The organism is Sphingopyxis sp. (assembly GCF_965227415.1).
Lineage (GTDB): Bacteria > Pseudomonadota > Alphaproteobacteria > Sphingomonadales > Sphingomonadaceae > Sphingopyxis.
This window is the reverse complement of sequence record NZ_OZ245749.1, coordinates 2,603,315-2,626,530: the sequence shown is the minus strand read 5'-3', so window position 1 is coordinate 2,626,530 and position 23,216 is coordinate 2,603,315. Positions and strand designations below refer to the sequence as shown.

30 protein-coding genes are annotated in these 23,216 nt (G+C 64.2%); 14 read left to right on the top strand and 16 right to left on the bottom strand.

From position 1 onward, the window contains the following. Positions 1–11: 11 nt before the first annotated feature. The 6 genes from ACO055_RS12820 to ACO055_RS12795 form a co-directional block, all read right to left on the bottom strand. Positions 12–758 (bottom strand): sigma-70 family RNA polymerase sigma factor, encoded by a 747-nt coding sequence (locus ACO055_RS12820; RefSeq protein ID WP_422059273.1) that lies wholly within the window; start codon positions 756–758, stop codon positions 12–14. Further along, positions 748–2,871 (bottom strand): flagellar biosynthesis protein FlhA, encoded by a 2,124-nt coding sequence (gene flhA / locus ACO055_RS12815; protein ID WP_422059272.1) that lies wholly within the window; start codon positions 2,869–2,871, stop codon positions 748–750. Before flhA ends, ACO055_RS12820 begins: the two co-directional genes overlap by 11 nt. Further along, positions 2,868–3,701: a transglycosylase SLT domain-containing protein gene (locus ACO055_RS12810; protein ID WP_422059271.1), complete on the bottom strand. Its 834-nt coding sequence runs from the start codon at positions 3,699–3,701 to the stop codon at positions 2,868–2,870. The genes flhA and ACO055_RS12810 overlap by 4 nt, the downstream gene beginning before the upstream one ends. 94 nt (positions 3,702–3,795) lie before the next feature. Then, positions 3,796–4,095, bottom strand: a complete 300-nt coding sequence (locus ACO055_RS12805) for a hypothetical protein (protein ID WP_422059270.1) — start codon at positions 4,093–4,095, stop codon at positions 3,796–3,798. Next, a complete protein-coding gene (gene flgM / locus ACO055_RS12800) occupies positions 4,095–4,382 on the bottom strand; it encodes a flagellar biosynthesis anti-sigma factor FlgM (RefSeq protein ID WP_422059269.1) in 288 nt (95 codons plus the stop codon). Before flgM ends, ACO055_RS12805 begins: the two co-directional genes overlap by 1 nt. A gap of 165 nt (positions 4,383–4,547) precedes the next feature. Further along, on the bottom strand, positions 4,548–5,051 hold the full coding sequence (locus tag ACO055_RS12795; RefSeq protein ID WP_422059268.1) for a flagella basal body P-ring formation protein FlgA: 504 nt from the start codon (positions 5,049–5,051) through the stop codon (positions 4,548–4,550). 280 nt (positions 5,052–5,331) lie between these two features. Between ACO055_RS12795 and flgB the strand changes: the two genes are divergently transcribed. The 14 genes from flgB to ACO055_RS12725 all read left to right on the top strand — a co-directional run bounded on the left by flgB (position 5,332) and on the right by ACO055_RS12725 (position 16,121). Further along, entirely contained in the window at positions 5,332–5,685 is a 354-nt protein-coding gene (gene flgB, locus ACO055_RS12790; RefSeq protein WP_422059267.1) for a flagellar basal body rod protein FlgB, read from the top strand. Then, a complete protein-coding gene (gene flgC, locus ACO055_RS12785; protein ID WP_422059266.1) occupies positions 5,682–6,092 on the top strand; it encodes a flagellar basal body rod protein FlgC in 411 nt (136 codons plus the stop codon). The genes flgB and flgC overlap by 4 nt, the downstream gene beginning before the upstream one ends. A gap of 2 nt (positions 6,093–6,094) precedes the next feature. Then, positions 6,095–6,400 (top strand): flagellar hook assembly protein FlgD, encoded by a 306-nt coding sequence (locus ACO055_RS12780; protein WP_422059265.1) that lies wholly within the window; start codon positions 6,095–6,097, stop codon positions 6,398–6,400. A 24-nt stretch (positions 6,401–6,424) separates the two neighbouring features. Further along, positions 6,425–7,255, top strand: a complete 831-nt coding sequence (locus tag ACO055_RS12775) for a flagellar hook-basal body complex protein (protein WP_422059264.1) — start codon at positions 6,425–6,427, stop codon at positions 7,253–7,255. A gap of 34 nt (positions 7,256–7,289) precedes the next feature. Beyond that, positions 7,290–8,033 carry a flagellar basal body rod protein FlgF gene (locus tag ACO055_RS12770; protein WP_422059263.1) on the top strand — a complete coding sequence of 248 codons (744 nt, stop codon included), beginning with the start codon at positions 7,290–7,292 and terminating at the stop codon, positions 8,031–8,033. Between the two features lie 12 nt (positions 8,034–8,045). Then, on the top strand, positions 8,046–8,831 hold the full coding sequence (flgG, locus tag ACO055_RS12765; protein ID WP_422059262.1) for a flagellar basal-body rod protein FlgG: 786 nt from the start codon (positions 8,046–8,048) through the stop codon (positions 8,829–8,831). Next, positions 8,812–9,471: a flagellar basal body L-ring protein FlgH gene (locus ACO055_RS12760; RefSeq protein WP_422059261.1), complete on the top strand. Its 660-nt coding sequence runs from the start codon at positions 8,812–8,814 to the stop codon at positions 9,469–9,471. The genes flgG and ACO055_RS12760 overlap by 20 nt, the downstream gene beginning before the upstream one ends. A gap of 13 nt (positions 9,472–9,484) precedes the next feature. Beyond that, complete coding sequence (locus tag ACO055_RS12755) at positions 9,485–10,594, top strand: flagellar basal body P-ring protein FlgI (protein WP_422059260.1); 1,110 nt, start codon at positions 9,485–9,487, stop codon at positions 10,592–10,594. Further along, positions 10,591–10,896 carry a rod-binding protein gene (locus ACO055_RS12750; RefSeq protein ID WP_422059259.1) on the top strand — a complete coding sequence of 102 codons (306 nt, stop codon included), beginning with the start codon at positions 10,591–10,593 and terminating at the stop codon, positions 10,894–10,896. The genes ACO055_RS12755 and ACO055_RS12750 overlap by 4 nt, the downstream gene beginning before the upstream one ends. Beyond that, on the top strand, positions 10,893–12,218 hold the full coding sequence (gene flgK / locus ACO055_RS12745) for a flagellar hook-associated protein FlgK (protein WP_422059258.1): 1,326 nt from the start codon (positions 10,893–10,895) through the stop codon (positions 12,216–12,218). The genes ACO055_RS12750 and flgK overlap by 4 nt, the downstream gene beginning before the upstream one ends. 16 nt (positions 12,219–12,234) lie before the next feature. After that, positions 12,235–13,065, top strand: a complete 831-nt coding sequence (locus tag ACO055_RS12740) for a flagellin (RefSeq protein WP_422059257.1) — start codon at positions 12,235–12,237, stop codon at positions 13,063–13,065. A gap of 90 nt (positions 13,066–13,155) precedes the next feature. Then, entirely contained in the window at positions 13,156–14,019 is an 864-nt protein-coding gene (gene motA, locus ACO055_RS12735; RefSeq protein ID WP_422059256.1) for a flagellar motor stator protein MotA, read from the top strand. After that, positions 14,020–14,877 (top strand): flagellar motor protein MotB, encoded by an 858-nt coding sequence (locus ACO055_RS12730; protein ID WP_422059255.1) that lies wholly within the window; start codon positions 14,020–14,022, stop codon positions 14,875–14,877. Between the two features lie 179 nt (positions 14,878–15,056). Continuing rightward, positions 15,057–16,121 (top strand): sigma-54 interaction domain-containing protein, encoded by a 1,065-nt coding sequence (locus ACO055_RS12725; RefSeq protein WP_422059254.1) that lies wholly within the window; start codon positions 15,057–15,059, stop codon positions 16,119–16,121. A 127-nt stretch (positions 16,122–16,248) separates the two neighbouring features. Here the strand turns inward: ACO055_RS12725 and ACO055_RS12720 are convergent, their stop codons facing one another. Genes ACO055_RS12720 through ACO055_RS12675 form a run of 10 tightly spaced genes read right to left on the bottom strand, consistent with a single transcriptional unit; the run spans position 16,249 to position 23,201 of the window. Further along, positions 16,249–16,650 carry a flagellar protein FliS gene (locus tag ACO055_RS12720; protein WP_422059253.1) on the bottom strand — a complete coding sequence of 134 codons (402 nt, stop codon included), beginning with the start codon at positions 16,648–16,650 and terminating at the stop codon, positions 16,249–16,251. Positions 16,651–16,652: 2 nt separating this feature from the next. Next, a complete protein-coding gene (gene fliD / locus ACO055_RS12715; RefSeq protein WP_422059252.1) occupies positions 16,653–18,023 on the bottom strand; it encodes a flagellar filament capping protein FliD in 1,371 nt (456 codons plus the stop codon). Positions 18,024–18,082: 59 nt separating this feature from the next. Continuing rightward, complete coding sequence (gene flhB, locus ACO055_RS12710; protein ID WP_422059251.1) at positions 18,083–19,222, bottom strand: flagellar type III secretion system protein FlhB; 1,140 nt, start codon at positions 19,220–19,222, stop codon at positions 18,083–18,085. A gap of 3 nt (positions 19,223–19,225) precedes the next feature. After that, entirely contained in the window at positions 19,226–20,008 is a 783-nt protein-coding gene (gene fliR / locus ACO055_RS12705) for a flagellar biosynthetic protein FliR (protein WP_422059250.1), read from the bottom strand. Between the two features lie 7 nt (positions 20,009–20,015). Beyond that, positions 20,016–20,285, bottom strand: coding sequence for a flagellar biosynthetic protein FliQ (locus ACO055_RS12700; protein ID WP_237836001.1), 270 nt, complete (start codon positions 20,283–20,285; stop codon positions 20,016–20,018). Positions 20,286–20,288: 3 nt separating this feature from the next. Further along, positions 20,289–21,077 (bottom strand): flagellar type III secretion system pore protein FliP, encoded by a 789-nt coding sequence (gene fliP / locus ACO055_RS12695; RefSeq protein ID WP_422059248.1) that lies wholly within the window; start codon positions 21,075–21,077, stop codon positions 20,289–20,291. Next, positions 21,067–21,348 carry a flagellar biosynthetic protein FliO gene (locus ACO055_RS12690; RefSeq protein WP_422059247.1) on the bottom strand — a complete coding sequence of 94 codons (282 nt, stop codon included), beginning with the start codon at positions 21,346–21,348 and terminating at the stop codon, positions 21,067–21,069. Before ACO055_RS12690 ends, fliP begins: the two co-directional genes overlap by 11 nt. Next, positions 21,348–21,677, bottom strand: coding sequence for a flagellar motor switch protein FliN (gene fliN, locus ACO055_RS12685; protein WP_422059246.1), 330 nt, complete (start codon positions 21,675–21,677; stop codon positions 21,348–21,350). Before fliN ends, ACO055_RS12690 begins: the two co-directional genes overlap by 1 nt. After that, positions 21,670–22,584: a flagellar motor switch protein FliM gene (locus ACO055_RS12680; RefSeq protein ID WP_422059245.1), complete on the bottom strand. Its 915-nt coding sequence runs from the start codon at positions 22,582–22,584 to the stop codon at positions 21,670–21,672. Before ACO055_RS12680 ends, fliN begins: the two co-directional genes overlap by 8 nt. Further along, on the bottom strand, positions 22,581–23,201 hold the full coding sequence (locus ACO055_RS12675) for a flagellar basal body-associated FliL family protein (RefSeq protein ID WP_422059244.1): 621 nt from the start codon (positions 23,199–23,201) through the stop codon (positions 22,581–22,583). The genes ACO055_RS12680 and ACO055_RS12675 overlap by 4 nt, the downstream gene beginning before the upstream one ends. Positions 23,202–23,216 lie beyond the last annotated feature (15 nt).

The following is a 23,216-nucleotide window of genomic DNA, read 5'->3' as shown; positions in this document are numbered from 1 at the left end:
GCCACCAGCGGCTAATCGGTCATGTCGCGCATCATGCGGTCGATCTTGGCCATTGCGTCGCGTTTGATCTGGCAGACCCGCGCTGCGCTGACATCGAGCGCCAGCCCGATTTCCTGCAAATTCAGCTCTTCGAAGAAATAGAGCTGGAGCACCATCTGTTCGCGCTCGCCGAGCTTGCTCACGCAAAGACGCAGCGCTTCCATCAAGCTTTGCTGTTCCAACACTTCGCCTGCGCCGATGCGGTCGTCTGCGAAGAGGAAGCTGCCCTCGTCGACCAGTTCGTCGAGCGACGTTGAACGGCCGTGCGTCGCGCTCTTTTCAAACACGAAATAATCCTCGGCCGTCATATCGAGCGCCGCGGCCATCTCGGCGGCCGCCGGCGCGCGGCGCAACGTCTGTTCGAGCGCGGCGCGCGTTTGCTGAATCCGGCGCGCCGCGGCCATTGCCGCGCGACCGACATCGGCTTCGCGCCGTTGCTGGTCGATCATCGCGCCGCGGATGCGCGTTGTCGCATAGGTCGCGAACGCAAACCCGCGTTCCTCATAGGTCCGGCTCGCTTCGATCAGCGCAATCAGCCCGACCTGGATCATGTCCTCCAGATCGCTCGTCCGCGACACGCGCGAATGGACCTGCCAGGCGATCTTGCGGACGAGCGGCGCATATTCCTCGATTAGCGCTTCGGCGCTTTCGCCATAGCCATGCGGCCGCGGGGCGCGGGCCCCGGATCCGACAAATTGCTCGGCGCGCTCAATTTTCATGGGGCTGGTCCTTCATCTGGGGCTCTTCGCCGCCGGTCAGGCGCGGCACATCGGCGCCGATCGTCGCGACGATCTCGGTCGCCTTGTTCGCCGGGATTTCGAGGTAGGAGATCACCGCGACGTCGGGGAAGGTCGCGCGCACCAGCCGCGACAAGGCCGAACGGCAGAGCGGCGAGGCGACGAGCGCAAAGCTTCGAGTCGACAGCAGCAGAGGCTCGACTGCCTGGCCGATCTGTTCGATGATCTTCATCGCCATGCCATGTTCGAATGGCCATTCGGCGCCCGGATTGGCGCGCACGGCCTGGTTGAGCAGCACTTCGATATCGGGGCTGAAGGTGACGACCGGCAGTGGCATGCGGTTCGGCACGATCGTCTGGACGATCAGCGCCCCGATGCGTTGGCGTACCGCCTCGACGAGGTCATTGTCGCCGAGTTGCTGGCTGCCGAGCGACACCATCGCTTCGGCGATCTTGCGGAAATCGCGGAGCGGCACCCGTTCGACAAGCAGCGCCTTGCAGAGCGCGGCGACGCGCGGCAGCGCATAGCCTTGCGGGCTCAGGCTCTGCGCAAGCTGCGGATATTGCGTCTTGAGATTGTCGATCAGTGCCTGCGCATCGTCGAGCCCGAAGAGTTCGGATGCCGAGCTGATAATGCTGTTGTTGAGGTGGGTTGCGATGACGGTCGCAGGGTCGACGACGGTGTAGCCCGCGGCGATCGCGTCATTCTGTGCCGATTTCGGAATCCACAGGGCATCGAGGCCGAAGGTTGGATCCTTGCACGCACGGCCTGTGACCTTTGTGATGAGGTCGCCCGAATCGAGCGCGAGCATTTCGTTGGGGAAAACCTCGTCCTCGCCAACGATGACCCCGGCGACCGAGATGCGATAGACATTGCCGGGCAGCGACAGATCGTCGCTGACCTTCACCGGCGGGACGACGAAACCCAGCTCTTTCGACAGCTGACGACGGATGCCGGTGATCCGCGTCATCAACGGCGCGCCCTTGCGTTCGTCGACGAGCGCGACGAGCGCATAGCCGATCTCGAGCTGGCACGGACCGACGTCGCTGACGTCCGACCATTCGATATGGTGCGGGTCAGGCGCGGGCATGGCGGGCGGCGGCGCGGTCTTTGCGTCCTGCTCGGCCTTGCGGAGCTGCCAGCTGATGGCGCCGGCGATCGCGGCGGCCGGCAAGATCAGCATCTGCGGCATCGCAGGGACTAGGCCGAGGACAAACAACACGCCGCAGACGGCCATCCACACATGTGGTGAGGCGAACTGGCTGCCGATCTGGCCTGCCAGGTTGAGCGGCGAGGAAACGCGGGTCACGATCGCGGCAGCGGCGATGGAGAGCAGAAGCGCCGGAATCTGCGCGACGAGCGCGTCGCCGATCGCGAGCGTGACATAGGTGCTGCCGGCTTCGGAAAAAGACAGGCCGTGGCTAAAGATGCCGAGGATCAACCCGCCGACGATGTTGACGAACAGGATCAGCAGGCCAGCGACCGCGTCGCCCTTCACGAACTTCGACGCACCGTCCATCGACCCGTAGAAATCGGCTTCGGTCGCGACCTCCTGACGGCGGGCCTTGGCTTCTTCGGGCGTGAGCAGCCCGGCGTTCAGGTCGGCGTCGATCGCCATCTGTTTGCCGGGAAGCGCGTCGAGCGTGAAACGCGCCGATACTTCGGACACGCGCCCCGCGCCCTTGGTGATGACGACTAGGTTGATGATCATCAGCACGCCAAAGACGAAAATGCCGACAATATAGTCGCCGCCGATCAGCACCTGACCGAAGGCTTCGATGACATGCCCAGCCGAGGCCGTGCCTTCGTGTCCGTGGACGAGCACGACACGGGTCGACGCGACGTTCAGCGACAGGCGAAACAGCGTCGCGAGCAGCAGCACGGTCGGAAAGGATGAGAAGTCGAGCGGCTTCGAGGCCTGCATAGCGACCATCAGGATCGCGAGGCTCAGCATGATATTGGCGACGAAGCTGATGTCGAGGAGGATCGGCGATACCGGGATCACCATCAGCGCCACGAGAATGAGCATCGCCGCGGGTAAGGCCGCAGCGCCCGCCATCCGACCTATGTTGCCGAGCTTGAAGCCGCCGATCATGCGCTGCCTCCCGACAGCGAGGCAAGACGGCGATAGGCGCTCGCGGCGAAGTCCATCGACAATTTCCTCGGCATGGGTTGAATATCCATCATCGGCAAAGGCGGGCGTCCGCCGCCGCCTAAGCCGCTGGCGCTGGCGCTGGCCATTTGCATCCGCCAGCCGGGGTGGGGCGCGGGCGCCGTCGGCATCGAGCCGGGACCGCCGTCGTCGTCGAGCTTGGCACGGAAAAATTCGCGGATTTCGCCGAGGCTGCGCATGCTGCCGTCGGCGTTGTAGAAAACCGGGCGGTTCGCCGCGGCGGCATCGGGCATCATCGTCGCGCCCGCCTGGTCGGGATTATCCGCCCACGCGCCAAGGAAGCGCGCGGCACCGGCGCTGCCGAGGAAATGCGCGAGGTAGAGATCGACCGGCTCGGCAGCACGACCGATGCGGCCTTCGATATAATCCCGATTGTCGGAGGTCAGCGCGGCCGCCATGTTCGATGCCGCAACGGGATCGTCGCGCAGGTCAAGGATTTGGTCGCGCAGCATGGGGTCGGCGATGCTGAGCCGTCCCGCCGCATCCTGGCCGATGGCGTTGGCGGCCCAGCCCAGGCCATGGGTTTCGCCGTGGCGCCGCAGGGTTGCCAGCCAGGTCTGCTTGGTGAACTGGTACAACCCGCGCGCCGACGAGGTCGGGGCTTTTGCGGTCGGGTTGAAGCGGCTTTCGACGCGTGCGACGTCGACCAGATAGTCGAAGTCGACACCGGTGCGCGCCGATGCATTATGGACCGCATCCAGGACGGGGACGGCGCCGGGTGCCGGGGTCGCAGTGGGGTTGATCAGATTCATGCATTTGGTTCCGCTGGTTCAGCAAGCGCTGACTCAACAGAATAAAAGCAATCATCGTGCCATTTTCCGGAAACTCACCGGAATATATGGTTTATCAATAGTTTAAGGCAAGGCCGCGATGGTGCGTTCCGCGGATCTGATGGTTTGCGTCAATCCTCTGACGCGTCCAGTCCTTGAGCACATTGACGCGGATCGCGGCGGCTTCTAGCTGTGCGAGCGTCCGGGTTATGAGCGTGCGTGCCTCGGCCTCGCCGCCGTTCGGAATGGCGCTGCCGCGAAACAGGATCACCGCGGTCGCAAGGTCTTCGGTCGCCGCGATGATCGCGCCGGCGTCCTGCCCGTCGAGAGCGCCGACCAGAAGGTCGAGCTTGGCCTGGATATTCGCCATCGGCATCAGTTCGCGCGTCCCTCGGCATAGTTGAGCATCGCCAGCGCGATGGTCGCGGAATCGAGGCGATAGCTGCCTTCGGCAATCGCGGTGCGTAGCGATGCCACGCGCGCGGCATCGACCGGCGGCGGCATCGAGGCAAGGTCGCTCGCCATGCGGATCAGTTTGGCGCCCGGGAGCGCGTCTGGCGACGCCGTACGTGCCGTCGCCGCGTCCGCGCTGCCTGCGATCTTGCGCACGGGAGCAGTGCGGATGATTCCGCCCACCGGCCCGATCTTGCTGTCTCCCGACATGGCTGCCTCCATTTGCTCCACCCGAAAATCGGTGGAAGCGTCTCGGGAGGTTTAACGGATGGCGTTTCGGGAGATTAAGGGCTGGTTACCGAAAAAATGAAAAAAGAAGCCCGGCGGTGTCGGAAAGCCGACACCGCCGGGCCAGTGGGGCTTAACTTGGCGGTTTCAGTCCTGCAGACGCGCGCGCCCGGGGCCGGTAACGATGCCGCTCATCAGGTTTTTCGCGTCGGTGCCGCGCAGCGCGATTGTTTCGCCGATGCGGCCGTCCTGCGTGGCTGTTGCCGAATAGCTGACCGAGAAGTTTTCGGTCTCGATCGATACGCGGACGGTGTCGCCGCGGCGGATCGCCGGTGTCGACGAAGGGGCGGCAAAACCCGCCGGTGTCGTCATCGCGCCCGCGGGTCCGGTCATCGGCACGCGTAGCCGCCAGCCGAGCGACGCGCAGCGCACGGCGAGTGTCTGGGCGTCGATCGCAGTGACTGACGTCTGTTCAGGACAACGCGCAAGCTTGATGCGGCGATCGATCGGGGTTGCAGTGCGGCCCATCGCGTTGGCGACCATCTGGGTCAGGATATCGATCGCTTGCCAGTCCTCGGTCGCCTGCTGGGCGCGCGCGGCGGGGCTGGCGATCAGGCTCGCAGCGATGCAGACGGCAATCTTGCGGTTCATATCCAAATCCTTGCTGGTCCAAATTCACCCGTCGAAATTCGTCCGTTGATTTGCAGGATGCGTGCCAGTCGCGATTTGCCGCGGATTTGCGCGAGGGCGGCCAACTGCACGTCAATCTTTTGACGAGACGCCATGGGTTGCCATTCGAGCGGGCAACCATTCTGCATCAAGCGATTGAAAAATATTGGTAAAATCATTTTGGCACGCCGATTGCATCATGCCTTGGTGTTTTCCGCGCGTCCGGGCTCAAATCCCGTCCGGACCCCGGCGAAAGGAATTGATGATGGCATCCGAGAAACTCTTTGGCCTGCACGCGACGGCGCTTCAGCTGCGCAGCCAGCGCATGATGATGCTCGCGTCGAACATCGCCAACGCCGCGACGCCCAATTACAAGGCGCGCGACCTGGACTTCTCGAAGGCGCTCGATCTGGCTCAGCAGGGCGGTTCGACCCAGGGAGCGATCGAGGGCGCGACCGCCTATCGCGTTCCGGTCCAGCCGTCGCTCGACGGAAATACCGTCGAAATGTCGACCGAACAGACGGCCTTCGCCGAAAATGCGCTCGCCTATCGCTCGAGCCTCTCTTTCCTCCAGGGCCGCGTCAACACGCTGACGCGCGCGATCAAGGGCGAATGACCATGAACGGCAATTTCTCTGTGTTCGATATCAGCGGGCGCGCCATGTCGGCACAGCTCGTTCGCCTCAACACCACGGCGTCGAACCTCGCCAACGCTGGCACGGTGGCAGGCAGCGAGAAGGAAGCCTTCCGCTCGCTCAAGCCCGTGTTCCGCACCGTGATGGACTCGCAGGGCCGCGCGACCGTGCAGGTCGACCAGGTCACGACGAGCAAGATGGCGCCCTCGAAGCGTCACGATCCGTCGAACCCGCTCGCCGACAAGGACGGCAATGTGTGGGAAGCCGCGGTCGATAGCGCCGCGGAGCTGGTCGAGATGGTCGAGACCGCCCGCCAATATCAGAACAATGTCCAGGTCCTCGAAACCGCAAAGGGCCTGATCAACGAAACGCTGCGGTTGGGACAATAATCATGGCCGTTAATTCGATCACCTCGCAGAATCCGTCGGTGACGCCGACGCAGCTGAAGGGTCAGCAGCTCGACCAAGGCGATTTTCTTCGCCTGATGACGGCGCAGCTGTCGGCGCAGGATCCGTTCAACCCCGTCGATAACCAGGAGATGGTCGCGCAGATGGCGCAATTCTCCAGCCTCGCGGGGGTCAGCGAGACCAATACGGTACTGAAATCGATCTCCGATCAGCTCGCGGCGCAGACCGCGCTGCTCAAGGATATCAAGGCGGCGCAAACGCCCGCACCCCAGACAACCCCGACCATTTGATCTTCACGCAGGAAGGATAAGTCCATGTCGTTTTATACTTCGCTTTCGGGCCTCAAGGGCGCCCAGACCGATATGTCGGTCGTCTCGAACAATATCGCCAACGCCAACTCGATCGGTTTCAAGCGCAGCAAGGCGCAGTTCGGCGACATCTTCGCTTCGTCGCCGACGCAGTCGTCGAAGACCGTCGCGGGCCAGGGGCAGCGCCTGATCGGGATCGCCCAGCAGTTCACGCAGGGGTCGTTTGAATCGAGCGAAAAGACGCTCGATCTGGCGATCGTCGGCGAGGGCCTGTTCATCGTCAAGGGCGAGCCGCCGCGCAATCAGGTGACTTATACCCGTAATGGCGCTTTCTCGCCGCTCCCCGATGGTACGGTTGTCGATTCGACCGGTCAGAAGCTCCAGCTTCTTCCCGTCGACGCCACCGGCAACGTCACCGACCGCACGCTTGCGGGCGCGTTCGACTTCGTGCTGCCCGACGGCGCGCCCAGCGATCCGACCGCCGCACTGATCAACGTGTCGGTCGATCTCGACGGCCTGGTCACCGCAACCTACGCCAATGGCGAGGACCAGGTGCTCGGCAAGGTCGCGATGGCAACTTTCCCCGCGATGGAGGGGCTGCGCCCGATCGGCGACGCGCACTGGCAGTCGACCGGCGAAAGCGGTCAGCCGACCATCGACGCCGCGACCAACGGCCCGATGGGCACGATCCGGTCGGGAACGCTCGAACGCTCGAACGTCGACATCACCGAAGAGCTGGTGATGCTGATCGCCGCGCAGCGCAATTTCCAGGCGAATGCCAAGGCGATCGAGGGCGCGTCGACGCTGACCCAGACCGTCATCAACATGCGCACCTAAGAACCGCGCGTAGCCGCCTGCCGGGAGTTTCCAGATGGACCGCCTCATCTATACCAGCCTGACCGCGATGCGGGGCAGCATGGCCCGGCAGACGGCGATTGCGAACAATCTTGCCAATGCGCAGACGCCGGGCTTTCGCGCCGACATGGCCGAGGCCCAGACACTCTGGCTCAACGGCAGCGGTTTCGAAACCCGCGCGGTGTCGTCGGAAGAAGTGCTCGGCGCCGACATGCGTGCCGGTACGATTACGTCGACCGGCCGCGACCTCGATGTCGCGGTGCAGGGCGATGCGCTGCTCGTCGTCCAGGCGCAAAATGGCGAGGAAGCCTATACGCGCCGCGGCGACCTGCAATTGTCGCCGAGCGGTCTGCTGACCACCGGTGACGGCAGCCCCGTCCAGGGTGCGCAGGGTCCGGTGACCATTCCGCCTGCGGATTCGATCAGCATCGATACCGAAGGCCGAGTCTGGGTCGTGCCGTCGGGCGGCGATCCCGCCAGCCCGCAGGAAGTCGACCGGTTGCGGCTCGCGACCCCGACAGGATCCAATATCGTCAAGGGCCTCGACGGCTTGTTCCGCGTCAAGGGCGGCGGGATTCTTCCCGACGATCCCGAAGCACGCCTTGTTACCCGTTCGATCGAAGGATCGAACGTCGCCGCAACCACCGCGCTCGTCGAGATGATCGAAGCGAGCCGGAGCTGGGATACGCAGCTCAAGATGATCACCGATGCGCGCGACATGGACAGCGCGACCGCCAATCTGATGCAGCTGCCCCGTTAAGGAGAATATGAGATGAGCTTCGGAGCCCTTCACGTCGCACGAACCGGTCTGGATGCCCAGGGCTTCCGGATGCAGGTGATCGCCAACAACCTCGCCAACGTCAACACGACGGGCTTCAAGCGCGACCGCGCGAGTTTCGAGACGCTGAGCTATCAGATGATGACGCAGGCGGGAGCGCCCTCGTCGGCGGAGAACCGCTATGCGACCGGGCTCAACCTCGGCACCGGCGTCGCGATCTCGGGCACCGCGCGCATCGACACGCAGGGCACGTTCGCCACGACAGGCAACGGCCTGGATGTCGCGATCGACGGTGCCGGCTATTTTCAGGTCCAGATGCCCGACGGGCGCATCGGCTATACGCGCGCCGGCAATTTCGGCCGCTCGCCCGAAGGCGTCCTCGTGACGTCGGATGGCAAGCCGATCCAGCCGCAGATACAGATCGCCGAAGATGCGGCAAGCGTTTCGATCGGCGCCGACGGCACCGTATCGGCAACCGGCCCCGACGGGACGCTGACCGAGCTTGGTCGCATCGAGCTTGCCCGCTTTGCCAATCCGGCCGGGCTGCAGGCGATCGGCAACAACCTGCTCGTCGAGACGCAGGGCTCCGGGGCGCCGCAGGTCGGCGCTGCCGGCGAAGAGGGCCGCGGCTCGCTTCGTGGCGGGATGCTCGAGGGATCGAACGTCAATGTCGTCGAGGAACTCGTCGACATGATCGAAACGCAGCGCGCCTATGAGGTCAACAGCAAGATGATCTCGGCCACCGACGAGATGATGAAAAATGCCGCGCAAACTCTCTAAGCTCGCAATGATGGCACTTGTGCTCGCGTCGGCTCCGGCCTTCGCGAAGGACAAGGTTGCGCCCGATGCCTTTGCGGTGTCGATGCCCGCACCGCCGCCGGCGCCGCCGAGCAATGGTGCGATCTTCCAGAGCGGCTACACGCCGTTGACCTCGGGCGGACGCGCCGGTGCCGTCGGCGACATCATCACGATCCAGCTCGTCGAGCGCACCGCCGCGACGAAGAGCAATGCCGCGACGATGCAGCGCGATGGCGACATCGGCCTGACGCCGCCGACGACCGGTCCGCTGTCGCTGTTCAACCCCAGCGATGTCGCCATGGGCGGCAACCAGGCGTTCAAGGGCAAGGGCGATGCCTCGCAGTCGAATGCGCTGTCGGGCGAGGTCAGCGTGACCATCGCCGCAGTCTATCCGAACGGCACGATGCTGGTGAAGGGCGAGAAATTGCTCACGCTCAATCGCGGCGACGAGCGCGTCCAGATCTCCGGCATCGTCCGCGCGATCGACATCGGGCCCGACAACCGCGTCCTGTCGACCCGCGTCGCCAACGCCAACATCCGTTACGTGGGCAAGGGCGAGATTGCGCGCGCCAGCAAGCAAGGCTGGCTGCAGCGCTTCTTCTCGATCCTGAGCCCGTTCTGAAGAGGATAATGAAGTGACCAAGCGTCCGACCCTCGTCACCTTCCTGCTGCTGCTTCTGGCAAGCTTCGGCCTGTCCGCGCCGGCTCATGCCGAACGGATCAAGGACATGGGCCAATTCCAGGGCCTTCGCGCCAACCAGCTGACGGGCTATGGTATCGTCGTTGGGCTTGCAGGTACGGGCGATGACAGCCTCGACTATTCGACGCTGGGGCTGAAGGGCGCCGTGTCGCGCTTTGGTCTCACGTTGCCGGCCGGGGTCAATCCGGCGCTCAAAAATGCCGCAGCGGTGATGATCACCGCCGAGCTGCCGCCCTTTGCGAAGCCCGGCCAGCGCCTCGACGTCACCGTATCGGCGATCGGCAAGTCGAAGAGCCTGCGCGGCGGCACGCTGGTGCTCGCGCCGCTCTATGGCGCTGACGGGCAAATTTACGCGATGGTGCAGGGCAACCTCGTCATTGGCGGTCTGGGCGTCGATGCCGCCGACGGGTCCAAGCTGACGGTCAATGTGCCGTCGAGCGGCCGGATCGCGGGCGGTGCGACAGTCGAGCGCGCAGTCGACACGGGGTTTGCCACGACCGACCAGCTGACTTTCAACCTCCACCAGTTCGATGCAACCAATGCTCAGCGCGTTGCCGATGCGATCAACAAGTCGCTGCCTGGCTCGGCAGTGATGCTTGACGGTGCCAGCATCGCTATCCGCGCGGCGATTGGCGGCGACGAACGCATGCGGCTGATGTCGCGGATCGAGAATCTGGAGGTCATCCGATCCGAACCTCCGGCGCGGGTCATTGTTAATGCGCGCACCGGTACGGTCGTTATCAACGGCGCGGTCCGCGTCGGCACCGCGGCGGTGTCGCAGGGCAAGCTCACCGTCTCGATCAAGGAATCGCCCACGGTGGTGCAGCCGACGCCGTTCAGTCGCGGCGAAACGGCGGTCGAGCAGTCGAGCGATATCGGCGTCGACCAGGAATATCGTCCGATGATGCTGGTGAAGTCCACCGCATCGCTGTCGCAGCTCGTCGATGCGATCAACCGCATGGGCGTCCCTCCCGGCGACCTTGTCGCCATCCTTGAAGCGCTGAGCCAGGCTGGCGCGCTGACTGCGGAACTGGTGATCATATGACGACGCCCATCTCCTCCTCCTTTGGTCCCGCCCCGACGCCCGCGGCGGCGGGCGGCGGCGACGGCGGGCTGCGCAAGGCCGCTGAAGCTTTCGAGGCTGTGATTTTGCGCCAGTTGATGGCGTCGATGCGGCAGGCGAAGCTCGGCGACGACATCTTCGGATCGAGCGCGACCGACAATTTCCGTGAAATGGCGGACGCCAAGACCGCCGACTCGATGGCCTCGCTCCGCCAGTTCGGAATTGCCGACATGGTCGAGGCGCAGCTGCGCGGCCGCGCGGCGGCGTCCGGAGCCCTCCAGTGAGCGATCTTCTCAGCATTGGCTATACGGGGCTGCGCGCCTATTCGCGCGCGCTGTCGACGGTCGGCGACAATATCGCCAACGCGCAGACGCCGGGCTATGCGCGCCGACGGCTCGACCTTGGCGAAGTGCCAGCCGGCAGCAACATGGTGCTGTATCGCGGGTCCGTCACGCCGGGCGGGGTCGACGTCAAGGGCGTCGTGCGCTCGGTCGATCAGTGGCTGATCAACGACGCGCGCATATCGTCGGGCGATTCTGAACGCGCCGCGACAAAGCTCGAATGGATGAACCGCGTCGAGAGCGCTTTGAGCGACGATACCAACGGCATCAAGACTGCGCTCACCAAACTTTACACCACCGCCGACCAGTTGACTGCCGATCCGTCGAACCCGACGCTGCGCGCACAGTTCCTGCAGGCTGCGAGCGACGTCGCTGCAGGCTTCCAGACGGCCGCGAACCGCTTGTCGAGCCTTTCCGACGGCACCGCAGGCGCGGCAACGGCCGAGGTTTCGCAGTTCAACACCAATTTGAATGCGCTCGAACAGATCAACGTCGGGCTGCGCAAGGCGCGCGACGGTTCGACCAACCAGGCGGCGCTGCTCGACGAGCGTGACCGGCTGCTCGACCAACTTTCGTCGCAGGCCGGCGTCAGTGCGACTTTCGATACGCATGGCGCGGTGACGCTGCGCGCGACCGGCAGCGGCGACCTGCTCGTCGGCGGCGGCGTCGTGACGCCGATCGGCATGGCGACGGCGGCCGACGGACGCGTCTCTTATACGATTGGCGGCGCGCCTTTCCCGAATGCAACGGGTTCGCTCGCGGGCTTTGCCGAGGCGTCGAACCATATCGCCGACCAGCGTGCCGGGCTCGATACGATGGCGACGCAATTCGCTGGCCAGCTCAACACCGCCCATCAGGCAGGGATCGACGCCAATGGCAATCCCGGCCAGGCGCTCTTTGCCGGCACGAGCGCCGCGACGTTGACCGCATCGCCGCTTACGGCGAGCCAGGTTGCCGCCGCGACGCCGACATCGACCAATGGCAATATGCTCGCGCTCGGCACAATGCGCGGCGCGAACGATCCCGAAGCCAAATGGTCGGGGCATCTCGCCGGGCAGGCGCAAACGACCGCGTCGGCCCGTGCACAGGATGCCGCCGCCACGACGCGCGCCGACGGCGCTGCTGCTGCTCGCGATTCGGTGAGCGAGGTTAATCTCGACAATGAGGCGGCCGAACTGCTGCGTTTTCAGCAAGCCTATTCGGCGGCCGCGCGCACGATCCAGGTCGCGCGCGAGACGATGCAGACGCTGTTGAGCTCGATTTGATTGAGGGGCTGGAACGATGATTAATGCCGTAGGCAATCGCATGACGCGAGAGATCGCGCGCCAGGGCAAGCTCGCCGACGCGCTCGAGCGCACCCAGATCCAGCTTTCGACGGGCAAGCGCATCCAGCGCATGTCCGACGACCCCGTCGCCGCGCGCCGCATCCTGACGATCGGCACGACGCAGGCGAGCATGACGAGCTGGCAGGCGAACATCAAATCGGCGCAGGCGCAGGTCGCGCAGGCCAGTGACGTGCTGGGCTCGACGAGCGACATGCTCGCCCGCGCACGCGAACTGACGCTGTCGGCGGCGAGCGGCACGATGAGCCCGACCGACCTCGCGACGATCGCGGCCGAACTCAACGCGATCGCCGACGAGATCGACGGCCTTGCTGCAACGCGCGATTCGAACGGCGAGCCGCTGTTCGCAGCGGGCAATGCGCGCGTCGTCCGTTTCGATTCGGACGTCAGCTTCGCGCCGGTGCAATCGGCCGCGTCGGCGTTCGTCGTCGGCGGCAATGCGCTGTCGACGGGGCTACGCGACGCAGCGACCGCGGTGGCTGCCGGAAACCAGGCAGGGATCGATGCGGCGCTCACCAATATCACCGGCGCAATTTCGCATATCGCCGACCAGAATGCCGCGCTCGGCCTGTCGGCCGGGCGTCTCGAACGCATCGGCGACAGCTTGTCGTCACGCGGGATCGAGATCGCCGACGAGCGCCAGTCGGTCGAAGAAGTCGATCTGCAGACCGCGATTGCCCAGCTCAACGCACAGGACCTGACGCTCAACGCGGCGCAGGCGGCCTTTGCCAAGATCAACCGGCAGACATTGTTCGATCTTTTGAACTGAGCCGCCTCAATATCTGCCGACTGCTGCCGTTAAGCATAAAGACGTCCCTTGATTTTTGCGGGGTACCGCCCCGAGTGGAGTTGATCGCGCATGTTTCCCGTAATCGGCATTGTCGTACTGATCCTGCTGGTGTTCGGGGGTTTCGCGCTGACCGGCGGTAACCTCGAACCCGTCCTGCATGCGCTTCCCCACGAAATGCTGATCATCGGCGGCGCCGCGATCGGCTCGCTGATCATCGGCAATTCGGGCGCAGACCTGAAAGCGCTGGGCGGCGGGCTCGGCAAAGTGTTCAAGGGTCCGGCATACAAGAAGCAGGACTATCTCGATTGCATCCTGCTTGTCTCGACCCTGATGAAGATGATGCGCACCGACGGCCCTGTCGCGGTCGAGCCGCATATCGAGGATCCCAAAAGCTCGCCGATCTTCCAGCAATATCCCAAGCTGTTGAAGGACGACACGCTGATCCACCTGATCTGCGACACGCTGCGCCTTGTCGTCGTGTCGTCGGGCACGCTCGATCCGCATGCGGTCGAGGATGTGATGGACAATGCGCTGAAGAGCCACCGTCACCACGCGATCAAGCCGGCCGATGGGCTGCAAAGCCTTGCCGATGCGCTGCCCGCGCTTGGTATCGTTGCGGCGGTGCTTGGCGTCGTGAAGACGATGGGCTCGATCGACAAGCCGCCCGAGATTCTGGGCGCGATGATCGGGTCGGCGCTCGTCGGCACCTTCCTTGGCGTGTTGCTCGCCTACGGCCTGGTCGGCCCCTTCGCGGCACGCGCGAAGACGGTGATCGAAAGCGACTCTGCGATCTATCATACGGTGAAGCAGCTCATCGTCGCGTCGCTCCATGGCCACCCGCAGCCGCTGGTGATCGAGGCCGCGCGTTCGGGTGTCGACCATCACAACCAGCCAAGCTTCGCCGAAGTCTTTGACGGGATGCGGGGGCGTTAAATGGCTGCGCGTCCGAACATGGTTCGACCGATCATCGTCAAAAAGATCATCGAGGCGCCACACGGCGGTCACCACGGCGGCGCGTGGAAAGTCGCCTATGCCGACTTCGTGACCGCCATGATGGCTTTCTTTCTGCTGATGTGGCTTTTGGGGGCGACGACCGAGAAGCAGCGCAAGGCTCTGGCGGATTATTTCGCGCCGACGCTGATCAAGACCAAAACCGATGCAGCCGGCGGCTCGGGGCTGTTCGGCGGCGATTCGATCGTCGCGGCGGACCGCTATCCGCATCGCGCAGGGCAGACGGGTACGCGTTCGCTCACCATCCCCAAGGACGCCGTCGGCGGGCCCAAGGAAGCTGCGGGCCGCGAGAGTCAGAAAGAGAAATTCGCCCAGGTCGCCAAGTCGATGATGGATCGCGTTCAGAAACAGGGTGATCTCAAGCGGCTCGCGCGCAACTTGCGTTTCACCGTCACGACCGAGGGCATGCGGATCGACGTCGTCGACGATGCCGACTTTTCGATGTTCGTCATGGGCACCAGCCAACTGACGCCGGCGGGCGCAAAGCTGTTCAGTGAAATTGCGAAGCCGATCGCCGGTACGCCGAACCAGCTGATGATCCGCGGCCATACCGATGCTGCGCCCTGGTCGGCCAAAACGGGCATGAACAATTGGCGACTGTCGGTCGACCGCGCCGAGGTCGTGCGCAACTTCCTGGAGTATCGCGGGATCGACGGAAAGCGTTATGCCCGCATCGAAGGGGTCGCCGATCGCGAGCCTTATAATCCTTCCGATCGCCTCGATCCGCGCAACCGCCGCATTTCGATCACGCTTGGCTGGCGTGTCGATGACGGAATTTAGAACCAATCTGGCAGCATTGAAAATCGTTAACGGGGAAATTACTGGAGCATTACAGCCAATATGGCAATAATGCTTTGTTTTCAATGCTTTGAGTTAACGTAACTAAGGTTTCGTTTACCATTTTCATCAATCTCTGTCGCCATCGGAAGCGCCAATTGGGGGGCGCGGTGGAGACGAACATGACTGTGGTGGGGCAGAATAAGGATCAGGCAGCGCTCGAGGCGCTGATCATCGGGCACAGCCCGGCGGTGGTCCGCTTGCGCGAAATGATCCGGCGGGTGGCCCGCTCGAACGCTTCGGTCATGCTGTGCGGTCCCTCGGGATCGGGCAAGGAACTAGTCGCCCGCGCCATTCACGACGAAGGCGCCCGTTCGGGCAAGGCTTTCTCCGCAATCAACTGCGGCGCCATTCCCGGCGAGCTCATCGAATCCGAATTGTTCGGCCATGAAAAGGGCAGCTTCACCGGGGCCCATGCCCGTCGCATCGGCCATTTCGAAGCGAGCGAGGGCGGCACGCTCTTCCTCGACGAAATTGGCGACATGCGCTTTGACATGCAGGTCAAGCTCCTCCGCGTGCTCGAAGACCGGACGATCGTCCGCGTCGGCAGCAGCGAGATGAAGGCGGTCGATGTCCGTGTGATTTCGGCGACGCACCAGGATTTGGGCGCCGCGATTGCCGATGGCCGCTTCCGCGAAGACCTGTTCTTCCGTCTCGGTGTCGTCGTGGTGCAGGTTCCGAACCTTGCCGATCGGGTCGAAGATATTCCGGCGCTGATCCGCCACTTCCAGCGCAAGATGCCGGCTGACGCCAAATGCCGCTATGACGATGCCGCAATGGCGTTGCTCATGCAGCATGGCTGGCCCGGCAACGTCCGCGAGCTTCGCAACTTCGTCGAACGCGCCAGCGTGCTGCACAGCGGCGAGACGCTGAGTGCCGAAGACGTCATCATGCTTTTGAACCCCACCGCAGCGCTGGCGCCGCGGCAAGCTGTCCCCAGCAGCTTCGCCGCGGTGCCCGCCAGCGGTGATGACCAGCCCGCGCCGACGCCCTTCGCGAAGACGCCGGCGCCGGGCCGCCCGATCGATCTCAAGCGTGAGATCGAAACGATCGAACTCGAACAGATTCACAATGCGCTCGATCTGGCCGACGGGATCATCTCCGAGGCGGCGCGTCTGCTGACATTGAAGCGGACGACGCTGATCGAAAAGATGCGCAAATATGGAGTTCAGCAGCAGGCAGCCTGATAACTACCCCACCAGTTTCGGCGCCGCTGAATTCGGCACCGGTCGCACTTTTCCCTCTGTCGCCTGTCCCCACTTGGCGGCCGTAGGGAAGCGGCCGGTGCCGAACCTTTTTCAGGAATGAAGGATTTTACTGGCGGAGCTGGCGCCAGGCCGAGCTGACGGTGACGATGCCGCCGAGCAGTTGGTCGAGATCGTCGGCATCGTTCGCCGCGACCGCGTCGTCCAGCTTGCGGCGCATGCTGCGATAGACGCGCGACAATGCGATCGCGACATCGCCGCCCTGGTCATGGTCGAGGCCGACGTCGAGCCCGATCAGGATTGATCGCGCGCGGTGGGCCGGGTCGGTCGCGGACACGCGCTGCCCCTGGCGCACCATCGACGCCAGCACGCCGACTGCGGTCTCCAGCTCGTCATAGAGCATGGTGACAAGCTCGATCGGATCCGACGCGACCGCGCGGCTCTCGTTCTGCAAGCGGCGGTAAAGTCCGGCAGCGCGGACGGTCGAGGCGGTTGCGGGCACGGTCGTCACCATCAATCGTTATTCGAATTGTTCCACAGCTTGATCTGCTGTTCGAGATAGGCCTGCGTTGCCTTGAAGGCGTTCAGCTTGACGTCGAGCGTGCTGTACTGCTTTTCGAGCCTTGCCTTATAGGCGGCTTCGCGCGTTTCGACCTTCGCAAGCTCGTCGACGAGGGTCTTGTTCTTGTCGGTCAGCGATTTTTCGACGCGGCCGATGGCCCCATCGGTCGCGACCGCCTTGTCGCGGATCGCGTCGAGAATGCCGGCGATACCGGGATCGGTCGTCGTGTTGTGCGTGCCGTCGCGGAGCGGATTGAACAGCCCCTCGACCGCGCCGGCGTCGGATGCAAGAACCGCATCGAGCTTGGTCTTGTCGACCGACAACAGCCCGTCCTTGGTCGACGAGACGCCGATGTCGGCCAGCTTGTTGATGCTGCCGTGGCTGGTCAGAACCTTGCTGGCCAGACCCTGAAGTTCGCGTTCGAGTTCGCGCAGGCCCGTCGTCGGGCCCGACATCTTCGATGCGGCCTGCAGGCTCTTCTTGAGCTGGTTATAAACGTCGACGAAGTCGCTGACGGTCTGCTTGATCAGGTCGAGCGGGCGGTTCGCGCCGATGTCGACCGGCTGGCCGGGCGCCGCCTTCTTCAGCGTCAGCGAGACGCCAGGAACGACGTCGTCGATCGTATTCGACGCGCGGCTGAACGCGATGCCGTCGAGCGTGAATTCGGCGTTGGCAGCGCTCTGGCCGACCGCCAGGCCGCCATCGGTAGCAAAGGCGGCGAGTGCCGGATCGGCGCCGGCATCGGCGGTCAGCGTGAAAGCGTTGGCGGCACCAGTCGCGCCTTTCACGATCAGGCGGCTGCCGCCCTGATCGGCGATGAGTGATGCGGTAACGCCCGCACCGCTCGCGTTGATCGCGGCGGCAAGGCCTTCGAGGCTGTTGTTCGTCGCGCCCACGGTGATCGTCTTTGCCACGCCGTTGACGGTCAGCGTCATCGTGCCCGTGCCGATCGCAGCGGTCTTGTCGGCGATAATGCCCGAATAGCTGCTCTGCGCTCGGGCAAGGCTGTTCACGACGATCGTCGCGGCGAATTTATCGGCCTGCAAACCGGCACGCGCGGTCGCGGCGAGGACGCTTTCGTCCGACACCGTCGGCGTGCTGCGGAGCGAGCCGTCCGAAATCATCTGTTCGAGCGAATCGGCAAATCCGACCAGGTCCGATCGAGCCTGCGCGACGGCGCTGATCCGCGCCTGGTTCGCGGTGACGAGGGCGCTGATGCGGGTGACCTTCGGTTCGCGCGACGCGGCGGCCAGGTCGGTGACCAGCCCCTTGATGTCGATTCCCGACCCGGCGCCGAGCGCGTTGACGATTGACGTAACCATGGCAAATATCCTTCGACACCCTTAACGGCCCGATTTTCCGCGCATTAAGTGCCGGATCGTCAATTTTGTCGGCGGCCTTCGGGGTCGAAACGGTGCGACGGCGGCACATCGACCAAAGGCTTGCTGAGCCCTTCGGCGACCGCGCGTTCGAGCTGGAAGACGAACGCCAGGACGGTGGCGACCGCGACGAACAATTCTTCCGGAATCACGCGGCCAGCGCGCGCGGTGAAGTAGATGGCACGCGCGAGCTGCGGATATTCGAGGATCGGAACGTCGGCCGTGCGTGCCAGCTCGCGGATCGACAGCGCTACATCGCCGCGGCCGCGCGCAACGACGACCGGCGCGGCATCGACACCGGGGCGATAGCGCAGCGCGACCGAGAAATGGGTCGGGTTGGTCAGGATGACAGTGGCGTCGGACACCGCCTTGCGCGCCGAGCCGCTGAGAATTTCATGCGCGCGCTGGCGCTGTGCCTGCTTGAGTTCGGGCGCACCGTCGGATTCGCGCGACTCTTCCTTCACTTCCTGCTTGCTCATCATCAGGCGGCGGTTGCGTTGATACCATTGCGCCGGGACGTCGATCAGCGCGATGATGACGAGCCCGCCCGCCATCGCGAGCATCGCATGGCCGATCGCCTTGCCGGCGAGTCCGACCGCGCCCTGCAGGTCGGCCTGCGCCATCGTCATGATCGCAGGCATGCTGTCCGAGACGATCCAATAGCCGATGGCACCGAGCAGCAGCACCTTGGCGAGCGACTTGAACAGCTCGATCAGGCCTTGCGGCCCGAACATGCGCTTGAGCCCGCTCAGCGGGTTCATGCGGTTGCCCTTGAAGCCCAGCGCCTTGCCGCGCCAGCCGAGCGATCCGAGCATCGCGGGCGCCGCTATGCTCGCGGCAATCGCGAGCCCGAACAGCGCCGCAAGCGGCAGGAGGATTTCGGTGCCATTGCGCATCAGCGCCTCGCCGGGTGCAAAATGCGCGACATCGTCGGCATCGAGCGTCAGGCCGCGCTTCAGCAATTTGCCGGCCGACTGGACGAGCCAGCCACCCGCAGCGAGCAGCCAACCGGCGCCCGCGAGCATCATCAGCGCCGTCGCGAGCTCGCGCGACATCAGCACATCGCCTTCGCGCGCCGAATCGGCGAGCTTCTTGGCCGTTGGCTGTTCGGTCTTCTGGTCGCGGTCGGTCGTTGCCGCCATCGCTCAGCGCCCCGCCGCGATCGTACGCGCCATGTCGAGCGCTTCGCCAAGGAAGTGCGCGATGGCGTCGGCCATCGCCGGCGTCGCCATGCCGAGCAGGACGACGCCCGCGAGCAAGGTGGCAGGCAGGCCGACCGCGAACAGGTTCATTGCCGGTGCCGAGCGGCCAATCACGCCCATGATCATCTGGACCAGGATCAGGACGAAGCCGACAGGGAGCGCGATCGTCAGGCCGGCCGCGAACATCAGGCTCGCGAAACGCAAGATGCCGCCAATCGCGGTGAAGGACGGAAAGGCATTGCCGGGGGGCAGCGCCTGATAACTATCGACAATGATCTCGATCAGCAGCAGATGCCCGTTCGCGGCGAGAAACAGCGCGGTTGCGAGCATCGAAAGGAATTGCCCGATCACGGTGCTCGACTGGCCGCTCAACGGATCGACCATCGCGGCGAAGCCAAGCCCCATCGCGTTGCTGATCGCTTCGCCCGCAAGCAGTGCGGCGGCGAGACCCATCTGGAGGACGAAGCCGATCGCCAGGCCGATGACGACCTCGCCGATGACCATCAGCAGGCCCGGAACCGAGACGATCCCGTCGACGGGCAGCGTCATTCCCGACGCCGCGACCGCCGGCACGCCGACGGCGAGCGCGATGACCAGCCGCAGCTGGACGGGAACATTCGCAGCGCCGAACACCGGTGCAGCCAGAAAGGCGGCGCCGGGCCGGATCATCCCCAGCATCCATAGCTGGAGCATAGCCTCGATATTCGGAATGTCGGCGGGGTCCATTTCGCCCCTAGCGCACCAGGTTCGGGATCTGCGCGAAAATATCCTGCGTAAAATCGGTGAGCAGCACGAGGATGCTGCTGCCGAAGATCGCCAGGCAGATGGCGGTCACGATCAGCTTGGGCACAAAGCTCAACGTCTGTTCGTTGATCGAGGTCGCGGCCTGAACCATGCCGAGCAGCACGCCGACCACCAGGATCGGGATCAGGATCGGCGCCGAGGCGAGAGCGAGGACCCACAGCGACTGCTGTGCGACCCCGACGAAATAGTCGGCTTCCATCGGCTATGTCCCGAACGAGGAAGCGAGCGAACCCATCGTCAGTGCCCAGCCGTCGACAAGGACGAACAGCAGCAGCTTGAAGGGCATCGATATGATGTTCGGCGACAGCATCATCATGCCCAGCGACATCAGCGACGATGCGACGATCAGGTCGATGATGAGGAAGGGCAGAAAGATCAGGAAGCCGATCTGAAACGCCGTCTTGAGTTCGCTGGTGACGAAAGCGGGCAGCACGATCGAGAAAGGAACATCCTTCGGGCTCGCGTAATTGGGAGCTTTGGCGATCTTCGCGAACATCATCAGGTCCGACTTGCGCGTCTGCGTCATCATGAACCTGTGGAGCGCATCGCCCGAGCGCGAGACCGCGGTGCCGATGTCGATCTGTTCCTGACCATAGGGTTCGATCGCGACGCGGTTCACTTCGCTGATCACGGGCTGCATCACGAACAGCGAGAGAAAGAGGCTCAAGCCGACGAGCACCTGGTTCGGCGGCGTCTGCTGAAGCCCGAGCGCATGGCGCAGGATCGACAGCACGATGATGATCCGCGTGAAGCTGGTCATCATCAGCAGCAGCGACGGCAGGACCGTCAGCAGGCTCATCAGGATCAGGATTTGCAGCGACAGCGTCAGCGGGCGGCCGTTGCCGCCGATTTCGCTCACGGCACGCGTCAATCCGCTGGCGTCAGCCTCCTGCGCGAGCGCCGGTGTTGCGACCGCGAGCAACGCGATGCCTCCAACCAGCGCGGCGCGGCGCAGCCAGCGCGAGCGCGGAGACAGGCTGTCAGCCGGCATGGAAATCGCCCTGGCTGTTGTCGGCGAGGCGCGTGACATTGCCGCGCGAAACCGACAGCAATATCTGCTGGCCGGCGAATTCGACCACGGCGAGTTTGGTGCCGGGACCGAGCGGCAGGACACCGATCATCTCGACCGGACGTTGCTGTTTGGCACCGCCGCCGGTGAGCGGAACGCCCATCTGGACGCGCTTCCACAGCCACAGGCTGCCCCACGCCATGCCGCCGACGAGCGGCAGCAGGATGAGCAGGCGGAGAATATATTCGAGCATCAGGCCCTCCGGTCGAAACCGGCGATGCCGCGTTCGGGCGCGACGACTTCGGCGACCTGGATGCCATAGCGACCATCGACGCTGACGATCTCGCCCTTCGCGATCAATGTCCCGTTGGCATAGATATCGAGCAACTCGTTCGCGGCGCGGTCGAGTTCGACGACGCTGCCCTCGGACAGCGCGAGCAATTCGGCAAGCGTCATCGTCGTCGAACCGACTTCGACCGACACGCGCAGCGACACGCCCGCGAGCAGATCGAAATTCGGCGCCGCGGCGATGCTCTTATCACGCCGGTCGGCCCGGGCGGGTGCTTCGGCCATGTCAGTCATTGTCGGGTCCTTCTTCGATGCGTTCGATCATGATCGCGGCATTTCCATTGGCTTCACCGATGCTGCCGGACGCAAAATTGCGGCCGGCGACGGTTACTGGAACATTGCGCGGAATGGTTAACGGAATGATATCACCGACCTCCAAAGAGAGCAGTTTCACCAAAGAAATTTCGGGGCGCGCGAGCACCGAGCGGACGGGCATGCGGACATTCTTCAGCGCCTTGTTGAGCGTCGCGGTCCACACGGGGTCGATCGACGGCGAATCGCGCATGTCGGGGGCGGGGTCGGCGCCGGCGATTCCGCGCAGCGCGGCCTGCGGATAGGCGCACAGGATCGTCCGGCCTTCGAACACGCCACCGCGCAACGTGAAGCGCTGGACGAGCAGTTCGTCGTCGGCGCGAACCGCGGCGAGCTTGGCCGGATCGCTGGTGACGCAATCGAGTTCGGGTTCGATCCCCGACTTCCACGCCGCGGCGAGTTGCATCCCCATGTCGCGGCCGAGACGCGCGGCGAACCGCTCTTCGGCGTCGGTCAGATCTTCGCGCTCCGCAACATTCTGGCCTTTGCCGCCATAGAAGATGTCGACAAGTTGGAGGACGAGCGGGCGCGTTGCGGCAAGCAGCACCGGACCCTTGAGCGGCTGCGCATGATAGCGCCAGAACAGGCCCGGGGCGACTTCGGCGCACCAGTCGGCAAAGCGCATCTGCACCGCCGGCGCGCGTTCGATCTGGACCGTCGGTGCACCAAGGGCGCGGACGAGATCGCGGAGCGAGCGCGCGAACTGGTTGCCGACACTGTCGAGCACTGGGAAAGCATAGCTGTCTTCGGACTTGCGCAGAAGCAACGACGCTTTCGCATCGGCGGCCTGCTTGGCCGAGGCGTCAACGGGTTTCGGCTCGAGGCTCACTGGATCACCAGGCTGGTGAAATAGACATTGTCGACGCCGCCAAAGCCTTCCTTGTCGCGCAGCACATCGTTGATCGCGTTGGTGAGCTGACGCTGGAGCTGCTGCTTGCCTTGCGAGGTCGAGAGCAATGCCGGGTCCTGTTCGGCGAGCACCATCAGCACGGCCGATCGGATCGGTACCTGCTGGCGCTTGATGTTGTTGATCACCTTGCCGTCGTAAAAGGTCGAAAGGCTGATCCCGACCTGCAGGAAGCCCGACCCGTCGGCGAGGTTCGTCGTGAAGGCATCGGTCATCGGATAATAGGTGATCTCGAACTTGCGCGGATCGACCTTGAACCGGTCGTTCGGGACCGAAACGGTGCCGACTTTCGGTGCGGCTTCGCCTTCCTTGCCGCCTTCGGCAGGGGCCTCTTCCTCGCCGCCCGTGCTGCGCGCGACAAGCTTCGGGAAGTGATCCTCGGGCTTTGCTTCATGGCCGCCGAGGCCACCGCCCAGATAGATGCCCGCGCCGGCACCCGCGCTGATCAGCGCGGTGCCGCCGATACCGAGCACCAGCAGTTTCTTCATCTTGCCGCCCTTTTTGGGTTCGGCGCCTTCGGGTGTTTTTTCCTTGCTCATCGTCAGGTCCTTCCT